At 61.1% G+C, this 16,215-nt stretch carries 18 protein-coding genes; 1 reads left to right on the forward strand and 17 read right to left on the reverse strand.

All coding sequences use genetic code 11. The features are described 5' to 3' along the window. The first annotated feature begins 372 nt into the window (after positions 1-372). Positions 373-726, forward strand: coding sequence for a 4-fold beta flower protein (locus BMI91_RS20340; RefSeq protein WP_425274936.1), 354 nt, complete (start codon positions 373-375; stop codon positions 724-726). 118 nt (positions 727-844) lie between these two features. Here BMI91_RS20340 and BMI91_RS10345 read toward each other — a convergent pair whose 3' ends face one another. The 17 genes from BMI91_RS10345 to narI all read right to left on the reverse strand — a co-directional run bounded on the left by BMI91_RS10345 (position 845) and on the right by narI (position 16,211). After that, the gene (locus BMI91_RS10345) at positions 845-1,909 is read right to left on the reverse strand and encodes a phage portal protein (RefSeq protein WP_078604883.1); all 1,065 of its coding nucleotides are present in this window, start codon (positions 1,907-1,909) and stop codon (positions 845-847) included. A gap of 2 nt (positions 1,910-1,911) precedes the next feature. Next, a complete protein-coding gene (locus BMI91_RS10350; RefSeq protein ID WP_078604884.1) occupies positions 1,912-2,496 on the reverse strand; it encodes an HK97 family phage prohead protease in 585 nt (194 codons plus the stop codon). After that, a complete protein-coding gene (locus tag BMI91_RS10355; protein WP_078604885.1) occupies positions 2,496-3,767 on the reverse strand; it encodes a phage major capsid protein in 1,272 nt (423 codons plus the stop codon). Before BMI91_RS10355 ends, BMI91_RS10350 begins: the two co-directional genes overlap by 1 nt. 2 nt (positions 3,768-3,769) lie before the next feature. Continuing rightward, positions 3,770-4,111 carry an HNH endonuclease gene (locus tag BMI91_RS10360; RefSeq protein WP_078604886.1) on the reverse strand — a complete coding sequence of 114 codons (342 nt, stop codon included), beginning with the start codon at positions 4,109-4,111 and terminating at the stop codon, positions 3,770-3,772. Further along, on the reverse strand, positions 4,108-4,449 hold the full coding sequence (locus BMI91_RS10365; protein WP_078604887.1) for a head-tail adaptor protein: 342 nt from the start codon (positions 4,447-4,449) through the stop codon (positions 4,108-4,110). The genes BMI91_RS10360 and BMI91_RS10365 overlap by 4 nt, the downstream gene beginning before the upstream one ends. Next, positions 4,440-6,137: a terminase TerL endonuclease subunit gene (locus tag BMI91_RS10370; protein ID WP_078604888.1), complete on the reverse strand. Its 1,698-nt coding sequence runs from the start codon at positions 6,135-6,137 to the stop codon at positions 4,440-4,442. The genes BMI91_RS10365 and BMI91_RS10370 overlap by 10 nt, the downstream gene beginning before the upstream one ends. 357 nt (positions 6,138-6,494) lie before the next feature. After that, complete coding sequence (locus BMI91_RS10375) at positions 6,495-6,725, reverse strand: hypothetical protein (protein ID WP_078604889.1); 231 nt, start codon at positions 6,723-6,725, stop codon at positions 6,495-6,497. After that, on the reverse strand, positions 6,722-7,270 hold the full coding sequence (locus BMI91_RS10380) for a head-tail connector protein (RefSeq protein WP_078604890.1): 549 nt from the start codon (positions 7,268-7,270) through the stop codon (positions 6,722-6,724). The genes BMI91_RS10375 and BMI91_RS10380 overlap by 4 nt, the downstream gene beginning before the upstream one ends. A 604-nt stretch (positions 7,271-7,874) precedes the next feature. Continuing rightward, positions 7,875-8,906 carry a site-specific integrase gene (locus BMI91_RS10385; RefSeq protein ID WP_078522433.1) on the reverse strand — a complete coding sequence of 344 codons (1,032 nt, stop codon included), beginning with the start codon at positions 8,904-8,906 and terminating at the stop codon, positions 7,875-7,877. An 835-nt stretch (positions 8,907-9,741) separates the two neighbouring features. Beyond that, positions 9,742-10,434 (reverse strand): ABC transporter ATP-binding protein, encoded by a 693-nt coding sequence (locus BMI91_RS10395; RefSeq protein WP_078549132.1) that lies wholly within the window; start codon positions 10,432-10,434, stop codon positions 9,742-9,744. A gap of 1 nt (position 10,435) precedes the next feature. Continuing rightward, complete coding sequence (locus BMI91_RS10400; protein ID WP_078549134.1) at positions 10,436-11,569, reverse strand: ABC transporter permease; 1,134 nt, start codon at positions 11,567-11,569, stop codon at positions 10,436-10,438. Next, positions 11,566-12,711, reverse strand: a complete 1,146-nt coding sequence (locus tag BMI91_RS10405) for an efflux RND transporter periplasmic adaptor subunit (RefSeq protein ID WP_078604891.1) — start codon at positions 12,709-12,711, stop codon at positions 11,566-11,568. The genes BMI91_RS10400 and BMI91_RS10405 overlap by 4 nt, the downstream gene beginning before the upstream one ends. 3 nt (positions 12,712-12,714) lie before the next feature. After that, complete coding sequence (locus tag BMI91_RS10410) at positions 12,715-13,260, reverse strand: TetR/AcrR family transcriptional regulator (RefSeq protein WP_240497843.1); 546 nt, start codon at positions 13,258-13,260, stop codon at positions 12,715-12,717. A gap of 198 nt (positions 13,261-13,458) precedes the next feature. Further along, the gene (locus BMI91_RS10415; protein ID WP_078604893.1) at positions 13,459-13,977 is read right to left on the reverse strand and encodes a DUF2478 domain-containing protein; all 519 of its coding nucleotides are present in this window, start codon (positions 13,975-13,977) and stop codon (positions 13,459-13,461) included. Between the two features lie 16 nt (positions 13,978-13,993). Then, positions 13,994-14,632 (reverse strand): carbonic anhydrase, encoded by a 639-nt coding sequence (locus BMI91_RS10420; RefSeq protein WP_078604894.1) that lies wholly within the window; start codon positions 14,630-14,632, stop codon positions 13,994-13,996. An 11-nt stretch (positions 14,633-14,643) separates the two neighbouring features. Next, the gene (locus BMI91_RS10425; RefSeq protein ID WP_078604895.1) at positions 14,644-15,438 is read right to left on the reverse strand and encodes a peptidylprolyl isomerase; all 795 of its coding nucleotides are present in this window, start codon (positions 15,436-15,438) and stop codon (positions 14,644-14,646) included. A 5-nt stretch (positions 15,439-15,443) separates the two neighbouring features. Then, positions 15,444-16,211 (reverse strand): respiratory nitrate reductase subunit gamma, encoded by a 768-nt coding sequence (narI, locus tag BMI91_RS10430; protein ID WP_078604896.1) that lies wholly within the window; start codon positions 16,209-16,211, stop codon positions 15,444-15,446. Between the last annotated feature and the right edge of the window lie 4 nt (positions 16,212-16,215).

Raw genomic sequence — 16,215 nt, forward strand, 5'->3', positions numbered from 1 at the left:
AAAAGAACGACGTGTAGTCTCAGAAACGGCGCAAGCCAGAATGAAGGAGGCGCTTGAGAACGCAGGGATTGCATTCATTCAAGAGAACGGCGGCGGTGTGGGCGTTCGGCTTAGAGATAGGAGTTCCAATGGCTAAGATTAAAATTGAAGACGTTTTGCATCACCTAGACTATGATATGAAACGCGCTCTTGAGGACACGGTCAGGAAACACATTCCAAACGCCACGGTGGACCGAAATGTCCTCTACAGAACATTCTTGAAAGAGGTCTATCGCAAGTGTCGATCCTGGGAGGAAGTCCCGGACCGATACGTAGAGAAATGAGAGCGTTGGTAGAGCACATTACCAAAATATTTAGCAACTTGAGGTAGCAATGAATCCGATTTTTGACCGTCACGGACGGGTAGTCGCTTGGCTTCGCGACGACAGAATTCATGACCTGAACGGCCGCCATATCTCGTTCATCAGTAATGGAAACTTCTTTGGTTACAACGGCGCACACATTGGACAGTTTTCTAACGGGTTCTTTAGAGACAGACGTGGATATGCATTGGCGTTTGTAAATGGGGCAACTGGCGGCCCGGTTCTGCCAATCACCAGTATCCCACCTATCGCCCCGATTCCTGCAATCGCGCCCATTCCTCCTATCCCGGGCATCCCACCTATCCCTCCTATCCCGAGTCTCAGTTGGTCTAATACCAGCTTGTCACAGCTCCTAGGGGCATAGAGTCACGCGCCGCGCCCCCAACACTTCAAGGAAGCCGCGCGCTGTCGGGGTTTTACGGCACTCTCCGACTGATCCGGGGCGGTGTGAGGAAGCTTTTAACCTCAGGGCACGCCCGGCCCTATTCCTTCCAATCTACCATACGCATCGCACCGGACACATCGCCTGGCGAAATGCCCGCTTCTTTCGCGTCGGCCATGGTTTTGATGATAGTGGAGAGGGCGCGGGCTCTCCCACCGGCATCAAAGGCTTGCAGTGGTCGGATGGTGTCGATCTCGACCCGCCCCCCGAGCTTGGCGGATGCCTCGTCGGCAAGAAGCGCAGCGATGGGTTGGAGCGTCCAGATTGCAAGCTGACGCTGGGCCTCCCTGACGGCCGGGCCGGTAGCGGAACGGTTCACCAGCGACGGCAGGACGCCATAGGCCATGAGAATGCCCTCGCGGGCCGCTGCCAGCGTCTCGGAAGTCATGGACTTCGATAGATCCGGGGAGAGCTGATCCGGTTTCTGCCCGATCTGGGGGTTCATGCCCGCCGCCGTCGCCTGCGCAACGCCCTCGATCACCAGCGTAGAGCCGCGCCGCCCTCGGAATGCGCCACGCATCGAGGCCATGTCATCGGCCCCGGTATCCGGCAGTGGCACGATCTGCGAGCCAAGCGGGGCATTCTCGAAGGTCTCGCCAAGGGCCGACTCAACCGCGTGGAGCATCGCCCCAGTGAGGCTGGACCGACGCAGCGGGGCCGTTCCAATCCAAGGGCTCAGGTTGTCCGAGCCGATCCGAAGGTGAAGCACCTCGGCCGCCAAAGCGGTTACCGTGCGCCCGCCGCCAGCCTCTGGGATGGACAAGCGGTAAGCACGGGGCTTGCCGTCACGGGTGGTCACATCCCAATCGGTCGCCGGGACAAGTCCAAGCTCGGTGATCAGGTAGACCGCCTCGCCATTCAGCGCGGCCGAGCGTGCAATCATCGCCATCGTCTGGCGGGTCAGCAGCTCGGTGCCGGACACGTCCGCCATTGCGAACCCTCCTTCCCAGAGGCTGACGCAACTTTGCACCGTCGCCGTGAGCTCGGCCACGCCGCGCCGCCCGCTGATGAAGCTGTCGCGTGCGGCCATGACCTGGGCGGTGTAACCGGACCCGCTAGATCTGGTCTCGATCGGGCGCAGCATATTCTTGAGCCATCCGAACATTTTTACCTCCACCGCACCGCAGGATGCGGTGTCTGCTTCACAACCCTCTCAGCCACTTCGCCAATGGGTTGCCAGTTCCGAGCTTCGATCTGAGCTTGCGGGTAAGCCGGCTTCGTGACCGCGCTGATCTCGATCAGATCAGCCGCCGTGATGGTCCGTAGGATTGCGTTTCCACGTTCCTCCACCGTCTCGCCGCCTGGCCGAACGCGAAAGCCGGGAGACAGGCCCCGCACCAGCCCGGCCGCATGCGCCGAGAGGAAATCCCGGACATAGCTGACCTGCGCCATATCGGCGCCGATGGTCGCTTCCACCGTGAGCGCATCAGCCGTTTCCGTCAGGGTCAGGGTTCCTGCCGAACGTGAGGCCAGCGGCTTGTTGAAGTCATGGCCGGACAGAAAGTGCACGTCCTCGCCGCGCTCGATCCGATCCGCGAAGGCACGGGCTGCGATCATCTCACGACGCTCACGGCCCATGCCCACGCGCTCGGCCAGCACGGTTTCCCGGCCATAGGGAAAGGTTGCCCGAAGGCGGGTTTCCCCGCCCTCGGTGCGCAGCTCAAGGCTGCCAACATGAGCGCCCCAGAGCATTACGCAGCTTCCAGTTCGAGACCGGTCAGCAGTTCGAGCTGGGCCGGGCGCGCCACGGTCACGTCCATCGTAGCTAGCGCCGTGATCCGCAGCCCGCCGGACTGAGCATCGCTGTAGGGGTCGCGGATCATGTCCACCGCGCCCCAGGCGCCAACGAAGATCGGGGCGACACCGCCCGCCGCGGTGGTCAGCAGCGCGGAGGTGGCGGAAGGCGTTCCGGACGGCGCTGCAAGAGCGTTGTTCGTCATCGCGATATTGCCCGCCGGGATGTTCTTCACCAGACGATCCCATTCGGACACGGCCGTGCCGCTGATCAGGGCGCTGTCCAGATAGTCCCACAGCTCGGGCCGGATCAGGGCCCGGACCGCGTCTGGAGAACCGGCCGCGTTGGCGGTCATGAACCGGGTGACTGCCGAACGGAACGCACCCCAGCTCGCCAGCGCGGCTACCGCCGTGGACGAGATGCCGTAGGTTGCCGCGCCCGTGATGACGCCGAGCGGTTGACCGTTGGCCCCGGTGCCGAGGAACGCCGCCTGATCCATCGCAGCGCCCATGGCACCGTTCATATCCCGCCGCACCGCCTGTTCCAGCGCCGCGCCGGACTGCTTGAGCGTCTTGCGGGTGATGCGCATCTGAATGCCGAGGTTGTGGTCCGGCGACATGGCGCGGTCAGTGGTGGCGTAGGTGGTCGGCCCGGCCACGTTCGCCGTCTCGCCGTCCGCCCAGCCCGCCGTGACGGCCGAGGTGGTCACCGGCCATTCGACCGCGCCCGCGTCGATGCTGATCATCTGCGCCCCCATGCGCGCCGCCACGCTGTCCGGGAACAGCCGGTCGATGATGGGGCGAGTCTGGATCGGGTTCGGGGTGCCACTGGCGACGGTCTCACCGGCCCGGACTTCCAGCGCCTGCCACGGCACGGGGATGCCCCGGAAGCCGCCCGCGCTGCGCAGCTCGGACACGATCTCGGCCGTCTGCCCGTCAAGCTGACGCCCTTCATCGAGGGCCAGCGCGACCTGACGCATCTCGAAACCTGCCATCAGCTCGGCCCATTCTTGGGTGGAGCGGGTTTCCAGTTCGCTGCCCGCGTCCCGGCGCTCGGTGTCTTCCGCGATCAGGGCCGCGCGATAGCGGGTTTCGTTGGAGCGATATTCCCGATCCAGCGTTTCCATCTGGCGGATTTCGTCCTCGGACGGGGTTTCCTTGCCCGCCAGCTCGGCGAGGTTCTGGCGGATTTCGCTTTGCCGCCGTGCGATCTTCACAGAATCCAACATGCTCATTCCTCATGCTTTGTTGGGTTACTTTTCCCGAGCCGCTCAAGCGACTCGACAGCTTGCCGCCAAGATTGGCGGTCTTCTCGGGGCGGGGGGTGCCCGCACTCGATCCGGGTCTTTCGGGTGTGGCAACCCGGGCAAAGCGCCTGGAGGTTGCGCGGCTCATAGGACAGCTCGGGGTGCGTCCTAACTGGCCTGATGTGGTCGACCTCGAGCCGTCCTCCGCAGCCGCAGGACCGACAGCGATAGCCGTCGCGCTCAAGAATCTCCGCGCGCAGCGCTTTCCAGCGTTTGGTGCGGGTGATCTTGCGTGAATAACGATGGTGCTCTTTGCGGATGCTCACAGCGTGTCCTCCGTCCAAGCCGTGATTTCGAGGAAGGCCCGGTCGAATGGCAGTTCCTTGATGCCGTCGATCTCGTAAGCCATCCCCTCATGCATCAGCCGATCCGCACGGCGAATGGAGCGCGCGAAGGCCGAATCTCGGATCACAAACCTGCTCACCAGCCTATTTTCCCAGTGCGCGGCAACGACCCGTTCGGCGTCAGACATGTCACGGCGACGAGCGAAGAGCGTTGGGCCAAAATCCTCCCATTCGGTGCTCACCACTCCGCCCGGTCCCGTGACCTGGATTTCACGCTGCACCTGAATGCGGCGACTGAGGCTTCCAGCATTCAGAACCATGCCATCCTCGCTTTCGTTTGGGGTTGGGCCGCGATACGCGCGCCTTGCGCCACGGCGAGGACGGAAGCCGCCGCCGCGTCGATGCGGCCGGTGGAACGGGCTTTTGCGATCTTGATATTGTTGGCCGGGTCGCGCAGGCAGACCGTGTCCGCAAAGGCCGAGCGCAACAGTAGCGAAGGCCTAGCTTTGACCAGGCCATCGAAGGCGGCGCGGCGGAACCGTTCCGCATCTTCACCACCATCGCGAAAACCCTGCCCCCGCCAGACACAAGGGGCACGAATCCCCGCCCTGTTTAGCGCCTCGGACAGTTCCGCTTGCTTGTAACGGTCCATCGTGATCGCCGTGACATGCTCGCCCTCGACGTGGCGCATCACTTCGGCAAGCCAGGGGGCCACGGGCACCGTTTTGTCGCCCAGGACGGTTAACTCACCGCGCTCCTGCATCTCAACGTAGCGGCCAGCCACGCCATCAGCCTGACCTCGATCCAGCAAGCCGGGCATAGATGGGAAAGTTCCCACCGCTTCAAGTCGTCCGGTTTCGGGCCAGTAAAACGCCGCCGCAGTCATCGAGGCTGAACCACCGAGGTCGATCCCGATCACAACGCCGCCCTGGCGTGGCGGTAGGGTCTCGGCTTCACAGCTCAACCATTCGTCCAGCGTGATCAGCAGATCGCGGGACTCGCCGGACACGCGCTCATTTCGGTTGTAGAGCCGGAAGCTCGTGAGGCTCGAACCGCCGCGCGCGATCGCCCGTTTGGCTTGAGCTTCCAGCCATTCCAGCGAACCGCCGATGCCATGCGGCGCGCCGGGGTTGGCGATCAGAAGGCTTTCCGGATCATCGGCAGGCAGGCCCGGTGCGGGCCGATGCTCTTGGACATAGGAACCCGGTGCGGGATCGTCGATCCACCGTGAAAACGGGTGCGTGTCGTCGCTGGCGGACGTGCTGATAAGGAAGGCGCGCCCGTCCCGCTTGCCGAGGCCGGACAGCAGGGCGTGTTCGAGCTCGTCGCCGCGATCCAGCGCCCAATGCCCGCGCTCATCGAGGATTGCCATTGTCGGAGCGCCGCCGAGGGCGGACTTGCCGTCAGCAGCAATGACGCGCAGAACGTGCCCGCCGCCGTCGCCCTCAAACTCGATTTCGAGGCGCGGGGCGCGGCGGTAGATCAGGCGGCGTTGCAGCTCAAGCGGCAGGGTGGCAGCGAATCCGGCGACGAAGTCCCAGATGATGCGGCCCTGATCTCGCGTCCGGGCGGCTGCGATGATCTCGCGACGGGGCTGGCGATCCCAGACGCCAATGAGACCGCCGAGCGCAAGGCCTGCCGTGATCGCGGATTTGCCATTGCCGCGCCCGATGCTGAGAACCGCGTTGGCGGTATCTTCGGCCATCGCGCCTTCGATGAACTGCCGTTGGAAGGGGGCGAGGGAAACAGGTTTTCCGGCGTTCGGCCCTTCCGGAATACGAAGGCCATGCATGAATTGCATAGCTCGCTCGGCTGGCGACCCGTCGTCATCCTGCGCGAAAAGAGAAAACTCCCATCCCCGGTTCCCCGGGCTCGTGAAAGTCGCGGCATTGGGACCAGATCCAGCTTCGAAGAGGTCAGCCTGCTCGATCGCTGGCGACTCTGCGCGCGACGGCAGCGCCGATCCATCAGCGCGTCTCCACTCTCTTTTTTTCTTCACCTCGGTCATCGCTCGCGCGTCTCTCTATTCAATCTCGGTTCCTCACTGCTCAATGGTGAGGCCTGAGCGCAGGGCATAGGACGACTGCCCACGCCGAGCGGCGTGGCAGTCCCCATGCCCTCCGCGTGTCGGTCTGCTCAACGGAGCCGGCCTTCGCTTTGGGCCCGTCCGGTCATGCGCTCCTGCCGGTCGGTCGGTTGCTGCTTGCGGCACCTGAGCGCGGTGCCGGGGATCGGGCCTCAACCTTGCGGACTGCCCTTTGCCTGTGATCCCGCCCGTGGTAGGCTTTCACTCAGTGGTGCCACCGTTGCTGACCCGGTCCACCACCTCGGCCCCGCGCTGCTTCGGCGCGCGGGGCCGCGCTTTTCACCTCTCAATCAGTTCGATCTCGTCGCCACGCGGCTGAGACAGGTCAGCCACCAATTGACGCATGATGAGAGCTTGCTTGGTGGAAGGCCGCCAACTGGCGCGCTTGCCGTGCTTTGCGATCGAGCGAACGAAGCCCTTCAGCCATTCGTCCGATCCGTCAGCCATCACGCGCCGCATGACGAGGGGCCAGCGAAGCGTAAGGATTTCATCGAGCTCAGGGTCAGTCATACCTGCACCCCGCGATACCTGGCCGCGACCCGCGCCATGTGCGGCGACGTTGTAAGGCTCTTCGCATCCATCGGGGATCGGCCGTCATAGTGGAGCGCCGCCTGATCCATGAGCGCTTGCGCGAGGTCTGGCGGCACGTCTGTGGCGGCTGCACCGAACCCAGCCTGATACTCAATCGTAATGCGGGTGGGCGTCAGGTCGTAGTAATCTGCACGCCAGCGGACGTAGGGCCGATTGCCTCCGACGAAATCAAAGGCGGTGAATGCCTCGCCGTCGATTGTCACGGTAGGAACGTCTTCATCCGCAGCCGGGCCAATCGGGAGAGCCAGACCGCAATCCTGCGACGGATCGAAGATCGTTACCCGGATCGTCTGCGTCAGCAGGGCAATCTGGGCGAACTGCTCGATTTCGGCCGCAGCGGTCTTACCGATGTTCTGGATTGCTGTATCTTCGTAGTCGGTGTCGACTCGAAGATGCAGCTTCAGGTCACTCACGGAAAATGGCAGCGTTGGGCCGTTCTGGTCCCGATGTATAAGCATCTTCATGCTCACACCTCCATTTCGCTTATGTGTCGGTGAAAGGCTGCTTGGTCTGCTGAGCTCATCGCCTCGAAGGCGGCAGCGGCATATGCCTTGAGCTCAGTTCGCGTCGCGTTGGCTGCCCACCAGCGCGCATCCGACATCCCTCCGAGGAAGGATGGTCTCGGACTGCCTGCAGGGCAGACTGCACCGGCCGCGATTTCCTCACAGGTATCAGGGGCTAGCGTGACCAACGTGGAATAGGCGAGCGAGACTCGCTCCGCAGGATTCAAGCGGACGCCGATGACCTGCGCGAAGTCTATCCAAGCGCGCGGCTCACCAAGCGTCAGTGCATAGCCGAGCGCCTTGGCTGCACGCTTGTGCGGCTGCTTGATGAGCTTCGCGAGGTTTGGGGCTTGCTTTCGGTTTACAGTCGGCCTGTAACCGTTTGATTTTCCGACCCCCTTAAAGGGGGGGCGTTTACACAATTTTGCAACGTTATCAGGCAGTTCAGAAGGATTGCAAATCCGTGTACACCGGTTCGATTCCGGTACTCGCCTCCAAATTTTTCAATGACTTACGTCGCTCTTTCTCGTTCAGAAATCGGATTTTGAAACAAGCGTTGAAACTTTCACGTTCCCTTCTTGTTCTGTTCCATTCGATTCCGGGCTTCTTGGGCCTGCTGTGCAAAAAGTCGCTGTCGGACCTCACCACCATATTTTTTCAGCATTTCTACGCCCGAGTGACCTGTGACGGCCTTCACCATTTCGTCGTCGCATCCAGCTAAGTAGAGCTCGATCGTCGCATTCTTGCGCAGACCGTGCGTGACATATTTCTTAGCTTGCGGATGCTTCATGCTTGCCTTCACCTTACGCATCTCCTCGGCGATCATGCGGTAGCTTACTGGCCGCCCCTTTGCATCTGTGATCACGTTAAGTCCCTTCTTCGGAACCGCAGATAGATACTCCGCCAAGCGTTCGGTGAGCGGGATCCACAACTCCTTGTCAGTTTTGCCTTGCTTAACCCGATAGACGCCCTCCGAAAGGTCGCCCCAACGGATCTTCACCACATCGCCAATGCGCTGGCCGGTCCCGATACAAAGTTCGTAAACAAGCCTTGCTCTAGCTGTTGCAACTTCTTCGAACTCTTCGCGCACATCCTGCGGCCACGGCTCCCAGCCGTCACTTTTTTGCTTCAGGAGAGGAACGCCATGCGCCGCGGTTTTGTCACCGGTTCCTTTAATAAAGCCTTTCAGTCTTGCATGGTTGAGGAGCACCACCATAACCTGAACGAGATAGTTCGCTTGGCGCCAATGATGCCTGTTCGCTTGCTGTAACTCGTAGATGTGCGTTGTTTCGATCTTAGCCGGCTCATAGTCGCCCCAAATATCTCGAATATGGCTAATATACTTGTGGTAGTCGCTTTTCGTGCGGGGAGCGAGTTTCTGAAAAGCCTCGCTTTCATAATAGCTTAGAATAAGGGCCTCAAAGTTCCTCTTGGAAGGAGCTGACTTTTCTGCCTTAAGAAGCCGATTATAATGATCCCAAAATTCTGGCGACCCCGGCTCCTCGTGCATCATCTCTGACTGGCCGCGAGCCCGGCGAATAAACCGAACATACTCACGATCTTCGTAGACATATTTAGGGAGCGCTCTCCTCGTCATTTCTTCCCCATCCTCAGATCACCGCTGAGGAAGTCATCAGGGTGTTCTTGTTCAATCTTCGTCATGTGGAGGATGACACAGCCATCTGGCTTAATCTCGATCCGCGCGCCGGCCAATCCAGCGTCGGACAATTCGCGCACAAGTGTGGCGACAAGTCTTTTCGAGTGTGCCTGGGGGCTTGTGGCCATCTTCTTTCCTAGCGATATTCCCTCTTGGGGCCTGAATTTCCGAGGTTTTGGCCCCGCATTCCCTATTGTGGTGCTTTGGGGTGAAATACCGAAGAGGTTTCGTTCCTCAATCCACAGGAAATCGTGGACAGGATGTAGCCGTTGCCTACGCCACATGGGCCCGGGCGCGGCTCTTCTGCTTCGGCGTGAGGATTAGCCTGATTGATCTGGAGCTTCGATTTTCTTTGCTCTCGACCTAGATCGGCAGCCATTCTCGTCTGAATAAACTTCGCGGATCGAGCACATGAAGCGTTCTTCAATCACGTGTTCGGAACTCGATGGAGACGTCAGACGGCATCCAATTCGAACGCCCCTGCTAAAGAAGATTTCACGACCTTGATCACGCCACGAGCGGCCTTTGTCGGGCTGCATCAGAAACGCTCCCCACTCCGACTGGTGTGCCACGCAATCACTCTGCGTCTGCAAACAAGCTGAAACGCGCGACCAACGCTAAATTCTCGGGAGAAAGCGCACCTTCATGACACTGCCCCCGAGGCGTCTTTCACGAAAGCGAATAGCACCTCCTGTTTGTGAAGAAGATGAACCTTTGCCGCGCGGCTCCAATATTCGGAAGACAAGCGAAGCAACGCCTTCTTCGCGGAAACACCTCACGCTTCGATCAGTGCCCCGTCGCGGAGATGGATCAGCCGATCGAAGCGGTCGAAGATTTTCTCGTCGTGCGTCACGGTGAGAATACAGGCTTCCTGCTCGACGGCGAGCTTTCGCAGCAAATCCATCACAAGCTGAGCCCGCACGGAATCGAGAGCAGCCGTTGGCTCGTCGGCAAGAATGATCCGGGGTCGGTTCGCTAATGCGCGCGCGATGGCAACGCGCTGCGCTTCCCCACCTGACAGATGCGCGGGCTTGACCTCGGCGCGATGTCCGACCTCGAGATAATCCAGCAATTCGCGTGCCCGTGCTTTCGCCGCCGCAGGCTTCCAGCCCGCGAGATTCAGCACCACCGAGACATTCTCTTCGGCTGTGAGGAACGGAAGCAAGTTATGCGCCTGAAAGATGAAGCCGATTTTGTCGAGACGAAGTTGACGCAGGTTGCCACGCAGCCATCGGCCGTCAAACACCGTCTCGCCATCGAGCAAGAGACGGCCTGCCGAGGGGTCAACAATGCATCCGATAATGTTGAGCAGTGTGGTCTTTCCCGAACCCGAAGGGCCGAGCATCGCCACCACCTCGCCCGCATGGATCTGCAAATCGACCACGCGCAATGCATCGACGCGTGTTTCACCCTCGCCATAATGCTTGGCTACGCCTGACACATCGACGAGAAGGTCACCAATTGCCATATCAGCCTCCAATCGCCGTCGCAGGGTCAACCTTGAGCGCGGCACGGATACCGAGCCCGGAGGCCACGATGCAGACACCAACGATGATCCCGGCAAGCACCAATGCGTTGGTGGGCTCCAGCACAACACGGCGAGGAAAACTGTCTTTCACCAGCAAAATCAAAGACAGCCCGATCGCCCAGCCGGAAATTCCCAGGATCAGAGCCTGCTGAACTATGAGACCGAGGATCGTGCGATCTGGTGCCCCGATCAGCTTGAGCGTCGCGATCTGTTTCAGCTTCTCCATCGTCATCGTGTAGATGATCAGCGCGATCACCACTGCCGAGACGGTGAGCAGGATGCCCAAGAATAGACCGATCTGGCGGCGTGCGCGATCGACGACCGATGCGAGCAACAGTTCTTCTTGCTGTGCCTGGGTCAGGGCGCCCAGATGTTTCCATTGCCTGATCGTCGCAGCCACCCGCTCAACATCGGCATCGGGCTCGATCCGTGCAATTACTGCGGCGACATTGCTGGCGTCTGGCGATGTTGCGCCACGCGCCGCGCGGACCCTCTCGGCTGCGGGATCGAGTTCGCTTTGAAGGGCCATCGCGTCGGAAAGCGTCATGAAGACCGCGGGGTCACCGCCGGAGTTCATCGCATTTTCTGTCAGCCCGACGACGGTAAACCGGTTTCGTCCGATACGGATCGTGTCGCCGACCTGAAGCGCCGACTTTCGGTCGGCCACCAGTTCGTAGTGGCTGCGCCCAAGCCCACGCCCATCAGTGATGGTGGAGGGACCTCCGGGACGACCGCGCTCGTAACCTATAACATATAGCCGAAGCGTCTGCGTCCCGTGCTGTGCCTCGATCGTCTGGTAAGTGATCGCGCCCGCGTCAGAGATCCCCGGAAGACGCGCCACCGCATCGCGCGTCGCGGAAGGTAGCGAAGACGCCTCGGCAAAGGGCCCCTGAGTATTCGCCTCAACGACCCAGAGATCTGCGCGCGGTGCTTTGACTGCCGCAAGTGCATCCGAAACAAGACCGTTATAAATCCCGATCATCGCCAGCACGACAGTCATCAGCAACCCCAACCCGAAGCAGGTCAGGACAAAGCGAAACAGGCTATGCCGGATATCCTTGAGCGCAAGATTCATTCGTCTACCTCGACTCTCACCTTTCGGCCTTCGACAGCGCCTTTGGGAACCGGCGAAACAACCTCTGCGCCTTCCGGCAGACCGTCCGTCACCTCTGCGCGGCCGAGATCGTCGCGCGCACCGAATTCCAGGGTCGCCTGCGCGAGCGCACCATCCTGCGCTATCCAGACCGTTCCCGAAGCACCGTCGAAGCCCGTGATATCGACCTCGGGCACCATCAACGCCCGATCGCGATGACCCGTCGTGACCAGAGTCTCAGCCTGTTCGCCCAGATACATTTCGGCGGGGCAATCCGCGCAGGCGAGCCAGACCTTGCGCTCCTCGTTGACGCGGTCGCTTTCCAGCCCGATCCGCACGATTTCGCCATGAAACTCATGTTGTGGGCGCGAACGAAGACGGATGGCGCCCACCTGCCCCAGCGCAAGCTGACCCGCGCGCTCCTCGTCGATATAGGCCTGAATCCAGATCGTCTGCGGATCAATCAGGCTGAAGATCGTGTCACCCGCCTTGACCACCGTGCCGGCCTCGGCCTTGCGTGCAATGATCAAGGCATCATAGGGAGCCGCCAGAACGTGTTTATCCAGAAGCGTGCGGGCCGATTGCAGATTAGCGTCCGCCTCCGCCGCCTGAGCCCGCAGCACCATCAGCTCGGTTTTGGCCACCGCGAGATCTGCGCGCGCCACATCGAGATCGCGCTGGGTTTCCTCCGCGCTCTGCTTTGAGGTGCGATCCGTTCGTGCAAGTTCCTGCCGGCGCGTATTGGCCGCCTCGCGCTGTGACAAAACCGCCTGAGCGCGTGGCAGGGCAGCTTCCGCCTTGGCGAGCGCTGCACGTGCCGCTTCCACCCCCGCATCAGCTTGGGCAACGCGCGCCTGTTGTTCTTCGGGATGCAAACGCGCCAATTCCTGCCCGGCCATAACACGATCACCAGCATCTGTTGACAGGCTCTGCACGGCGCCCCCCAGTTCGAAGCCAACGGCGCTCAGCACACGTGCCTCAACTGTTCCCAAACCATAAATCCGGAGCGTGACATCCGTCTCTGGCGAAAGCACCGTTACCGGCAGCGGACGGTGGCGCAGCACCCAGATCCCACCCGCCAGCGCGACTGCGGCTACACCGACGACAAACCAGCTCTTACGCATCTCTCAGCCATCCTTCCTGCATTCGAGCAAGCGCAGTTGCACATCCAGCAGCGCCAGCCCGGTCTCTTCCATTGAAGTCGTGCGCGGCCCGAGCGCCCATCGGATCGCGGCGCCCTGGACAAGCGAGCTCAGCAGATAAGCAGCATCACGCGGCGTGAGATCGACCGTTATCCGCCCCTGTGCCTGTGCGGCGGCGATGTCCGCCTCAAGCGTTTCATGAAATACGCTTAGGCGCTCCCGAAAAGCCCCGCGCAGAACTTCGTTCTCGGTCGTCAATTCTCGCGAGAACAGGAGCATTGGGATCGCCGGAGTGTGCGCGATCACCCCAAGCTGTGCCGCCACCAATGCGCGCACCCGCTCCAGCGGATCTGACACACCCTCGAGCGCTGCCTCCCAGGCTGCCGCCAGGGTGCCGGTGACATGTTCGGCGACCGCACCCCAAAGCTCCGCCTTGGACGGGAAGTGCCGGAACAGAGCCGCCTGTGTCAGCCCGATCTGTTTCGCGACCGCATTCGTAGTCACGCGATCAGGGCCGATCTGGTCGGCCATCTCGAGGACGGTCGAGACGATTTCTGCTTTTCGTAGATCTGCGGATTTTCGCATCACATGCCCTTAGTTAGTTATTGATTACTTACTAGGGGACAGCTGTCGAAACGTCAACTGGCTCTTTGAACTGAAACCAATCCCGCATTGCCAGCGACCATTGCTCTCGGAATTTACGAAATCGAAAGCGCCCTCGGTGGCCCCTCAGGTGCCCACAAGACCTCGCGCTTCGTCGAACCAGTCGTTGAGCGCCTTGAGTGAGAAAGGAAGGCGACAACCATAGCCGCCCGTAAACTCGTCATAAGCATGTTCGTTCAGGCCGTTGATGCCCACGAGGACGGGAATGCCCCGCGTGACCGCCTCCGCGATAACCGGGCGAAACCCGCGCCCTTCAGCTTCCATTTTGCCGAACTTGTTCACCACGAGCAGATCAGGCCCGTCGGCGAGACTGCGTGACACCGCCGCGACGGAGGTCTCGAGCGCGGCGGGATCAAGACGGCATCCGCGAGATCCCGCGCCGAGTGCCTGAGAGATCGATAGAACGGGTCCATTGGGCAGGACCTGGATGTCCATGTCGCAAGCGTGGCTTTGGGGTCGATCGATATTGACCTGCACAACGCCACACACGCGAAGTCCTCGCGAAATCGTCTGTCGCGCAAATCGCGCCATCAGGAAGTCCGCGTCGCCCCGACCGGGGCTTTCGATAGCGGCAATGGGAAACATCTTTTGTCCTTTCCGTTCAATCCGCTGCAGTGCTCAGATGCGGAACATCCTCACCGAAAACACTGGCGCGGGTGATCGTGCAGTCAAGATCGGCAAGCACGCCGTCCTTGAGGCCATAGATTAGTCCGTGAACCTTGACTGGCTCGCCGGCGGCCCAAGCGCGCTGAAGAATTGGTGTCTCAGCAATACGCCGCACGCCCTCGATCACATTGAGCTCCGCCAGCCTGTCGCGACGGGACTCGATCTCGGCCAGTTGGCCAAGATCGATCGCGTAAGCGCGCGCCAGGCGACGAATGGGCTCGAGCCAGTGATCCGTCAGACCGCCCAGCATATCCTCGGTCGCCGCCTTGACCCCGCCGCAGCCGTAATGACCACAGACGATAATCTCGCGAATACCAAGGCTTTCAACGGCAAATTCAAGCGCACTCAGCAAGTTCATGTCTGAAGAATGCACGACGTTGGCGACGTTCCGGTGGACGAAGACCTCGCCGGGATCAAGCCCCGCAACAACATTCGCAGGTACGCGGCTATCGGCGCAACCAACCCAGAAGAACTCCGGGTTTTGCCGCGTCGCAAGACGTGAGAAATAGCCAGGCTCCTCCGCCTTGCGGCGTTCCGACCAAGTGCGGTTGCGGGTGAAAAGATCGCTCAGCATCGCTTTTGTCCCTATGCCGTCAGATCGACCCCAGAGATATCTGCTCGTGCGGCGAGCTCCGCCACGAAGGCGCGCACTGCGCGTATCCAGGCTGCCTTCTCCATCGCTTCGGCAATACGCGGACGCACGGTCTCGTATGGCAGTGGAGCGCCTTCGGCGACCGCATCGAGCCGGATCACATGCCAGCCGAAACGACTGAGCACGGGCTCCGCGGTGAGCTCTCCTTGGCCAAGCGCACGCAGGGCTTTCTCGAACTCAGGAACGGTGTCGCCCGGGCCGAGTTGGCCGAGGAAGCCACCCTCGCCGCGCGACGAGCAGTCGCTATTCTCCTTGGCTAGACGCGCAAAGCTTTTGGGTTTTTCGATCGCCTCTGTCGCCAAGGCGCGCGCGCGGGCCTCAGCTGTCTCGCGTTGCGCCTCGTTGCGCGGATCGCAGGCGATCAGTATATGCGCGGCTTCCCAAAGCGGCGGGGCGCGGAACCGCGTGGGATCACGGCTCCATTCGACTTGGATATCCTCCTCGGAGGGAGGCGTCACCTCGACGGCATCCTCGAGAAGCGCACGGATCAGAGCCTCGTCCTCGGTCTCGATCTGTCCCGGAGCGACATCCTGAGGGTCGGCGTCAATCGCACGGTGCTCCGCTTCTTGCAGAAGAAGCGCGCGAACCGCGAGCGCATTGGCCGCCTTGCGCCAGGCAATGCCGGGTTTGTCACTCGGGCCGTTATGATGCTGGGCTTCCGCAGCAATCGCCGCGGAAGGGATAGTCTGGCCATTCACGACGACATCGGGAAAGAGCGGTTTGGTCATTGCTCTCACTCCGCAGCCGAAGGTCGCTTCGCCGCAGCGATACGCCCCTTATTGATGTCGGCAGCACTGCGCTCAGGCAACTTGGAGCTCCGGCGAGACCGCACGATCTGATAACCGGGGCGCAGCAGCAAATAACGTAGCGGCGCGAAGATCCCCGAAGCTATGTGAACGAGGCGGGTGAAGGGGACCAACAGGAAAATGGTCAGTCCGAGCACGATGTGCAGCTTGAACACAAGCGCCGCGCCCGCGACATAGTCCGCAGCACCCGGCTGGAACGTCCAGATCATCTGCGCCCATGTCATGAACTTGACCATCTCGTGACCGTCGGAGTGTTGCCAGCTCACCGGAACCGTCCCGAGACCGAGCAGAAGCTGAGCCAGCAGGAGCACGAGGATCGCGATATCGGCAAAGCTCGACGTCAACCGGATACGTTGGTCGGTCCAGCGGCGATAGAGCAGCATCCCGCCGCCGATCGTCGCCATCACGCCCGCGATCCCGCCTGCCACGATTGCGAGGATTTGTTTGGCGCCGTGGCTGACATGGAGCATGTCGAATACCCAGATCGGCGTCAGAAGGCCGACGACATGGCCCACGAAGATCACAAGAACCCCGACATGGAACAGGATCGATGCGATCGCGAAATGACGCTGTCGCAGCAACTGGCTCGACGAGGTTTTCCAAGTGAAGGGATCACGATCGTAACGCGCGATCGATCCCAGGAAGAGCACGGAAAGTGCGATGTAGGGGTAGATGCCAAAGAGAAACGTATTCATCTGA

The organism is Thioclava sediminum (assembly GCF_002020355.1).
Classification (GTDB): domain Bacteria; phylum Pseudomonadota; class Alphaproteobacteria; order Rhodobacterales; family Rhodobacteraceae; genus Thioclava; species Thioclava sediminum.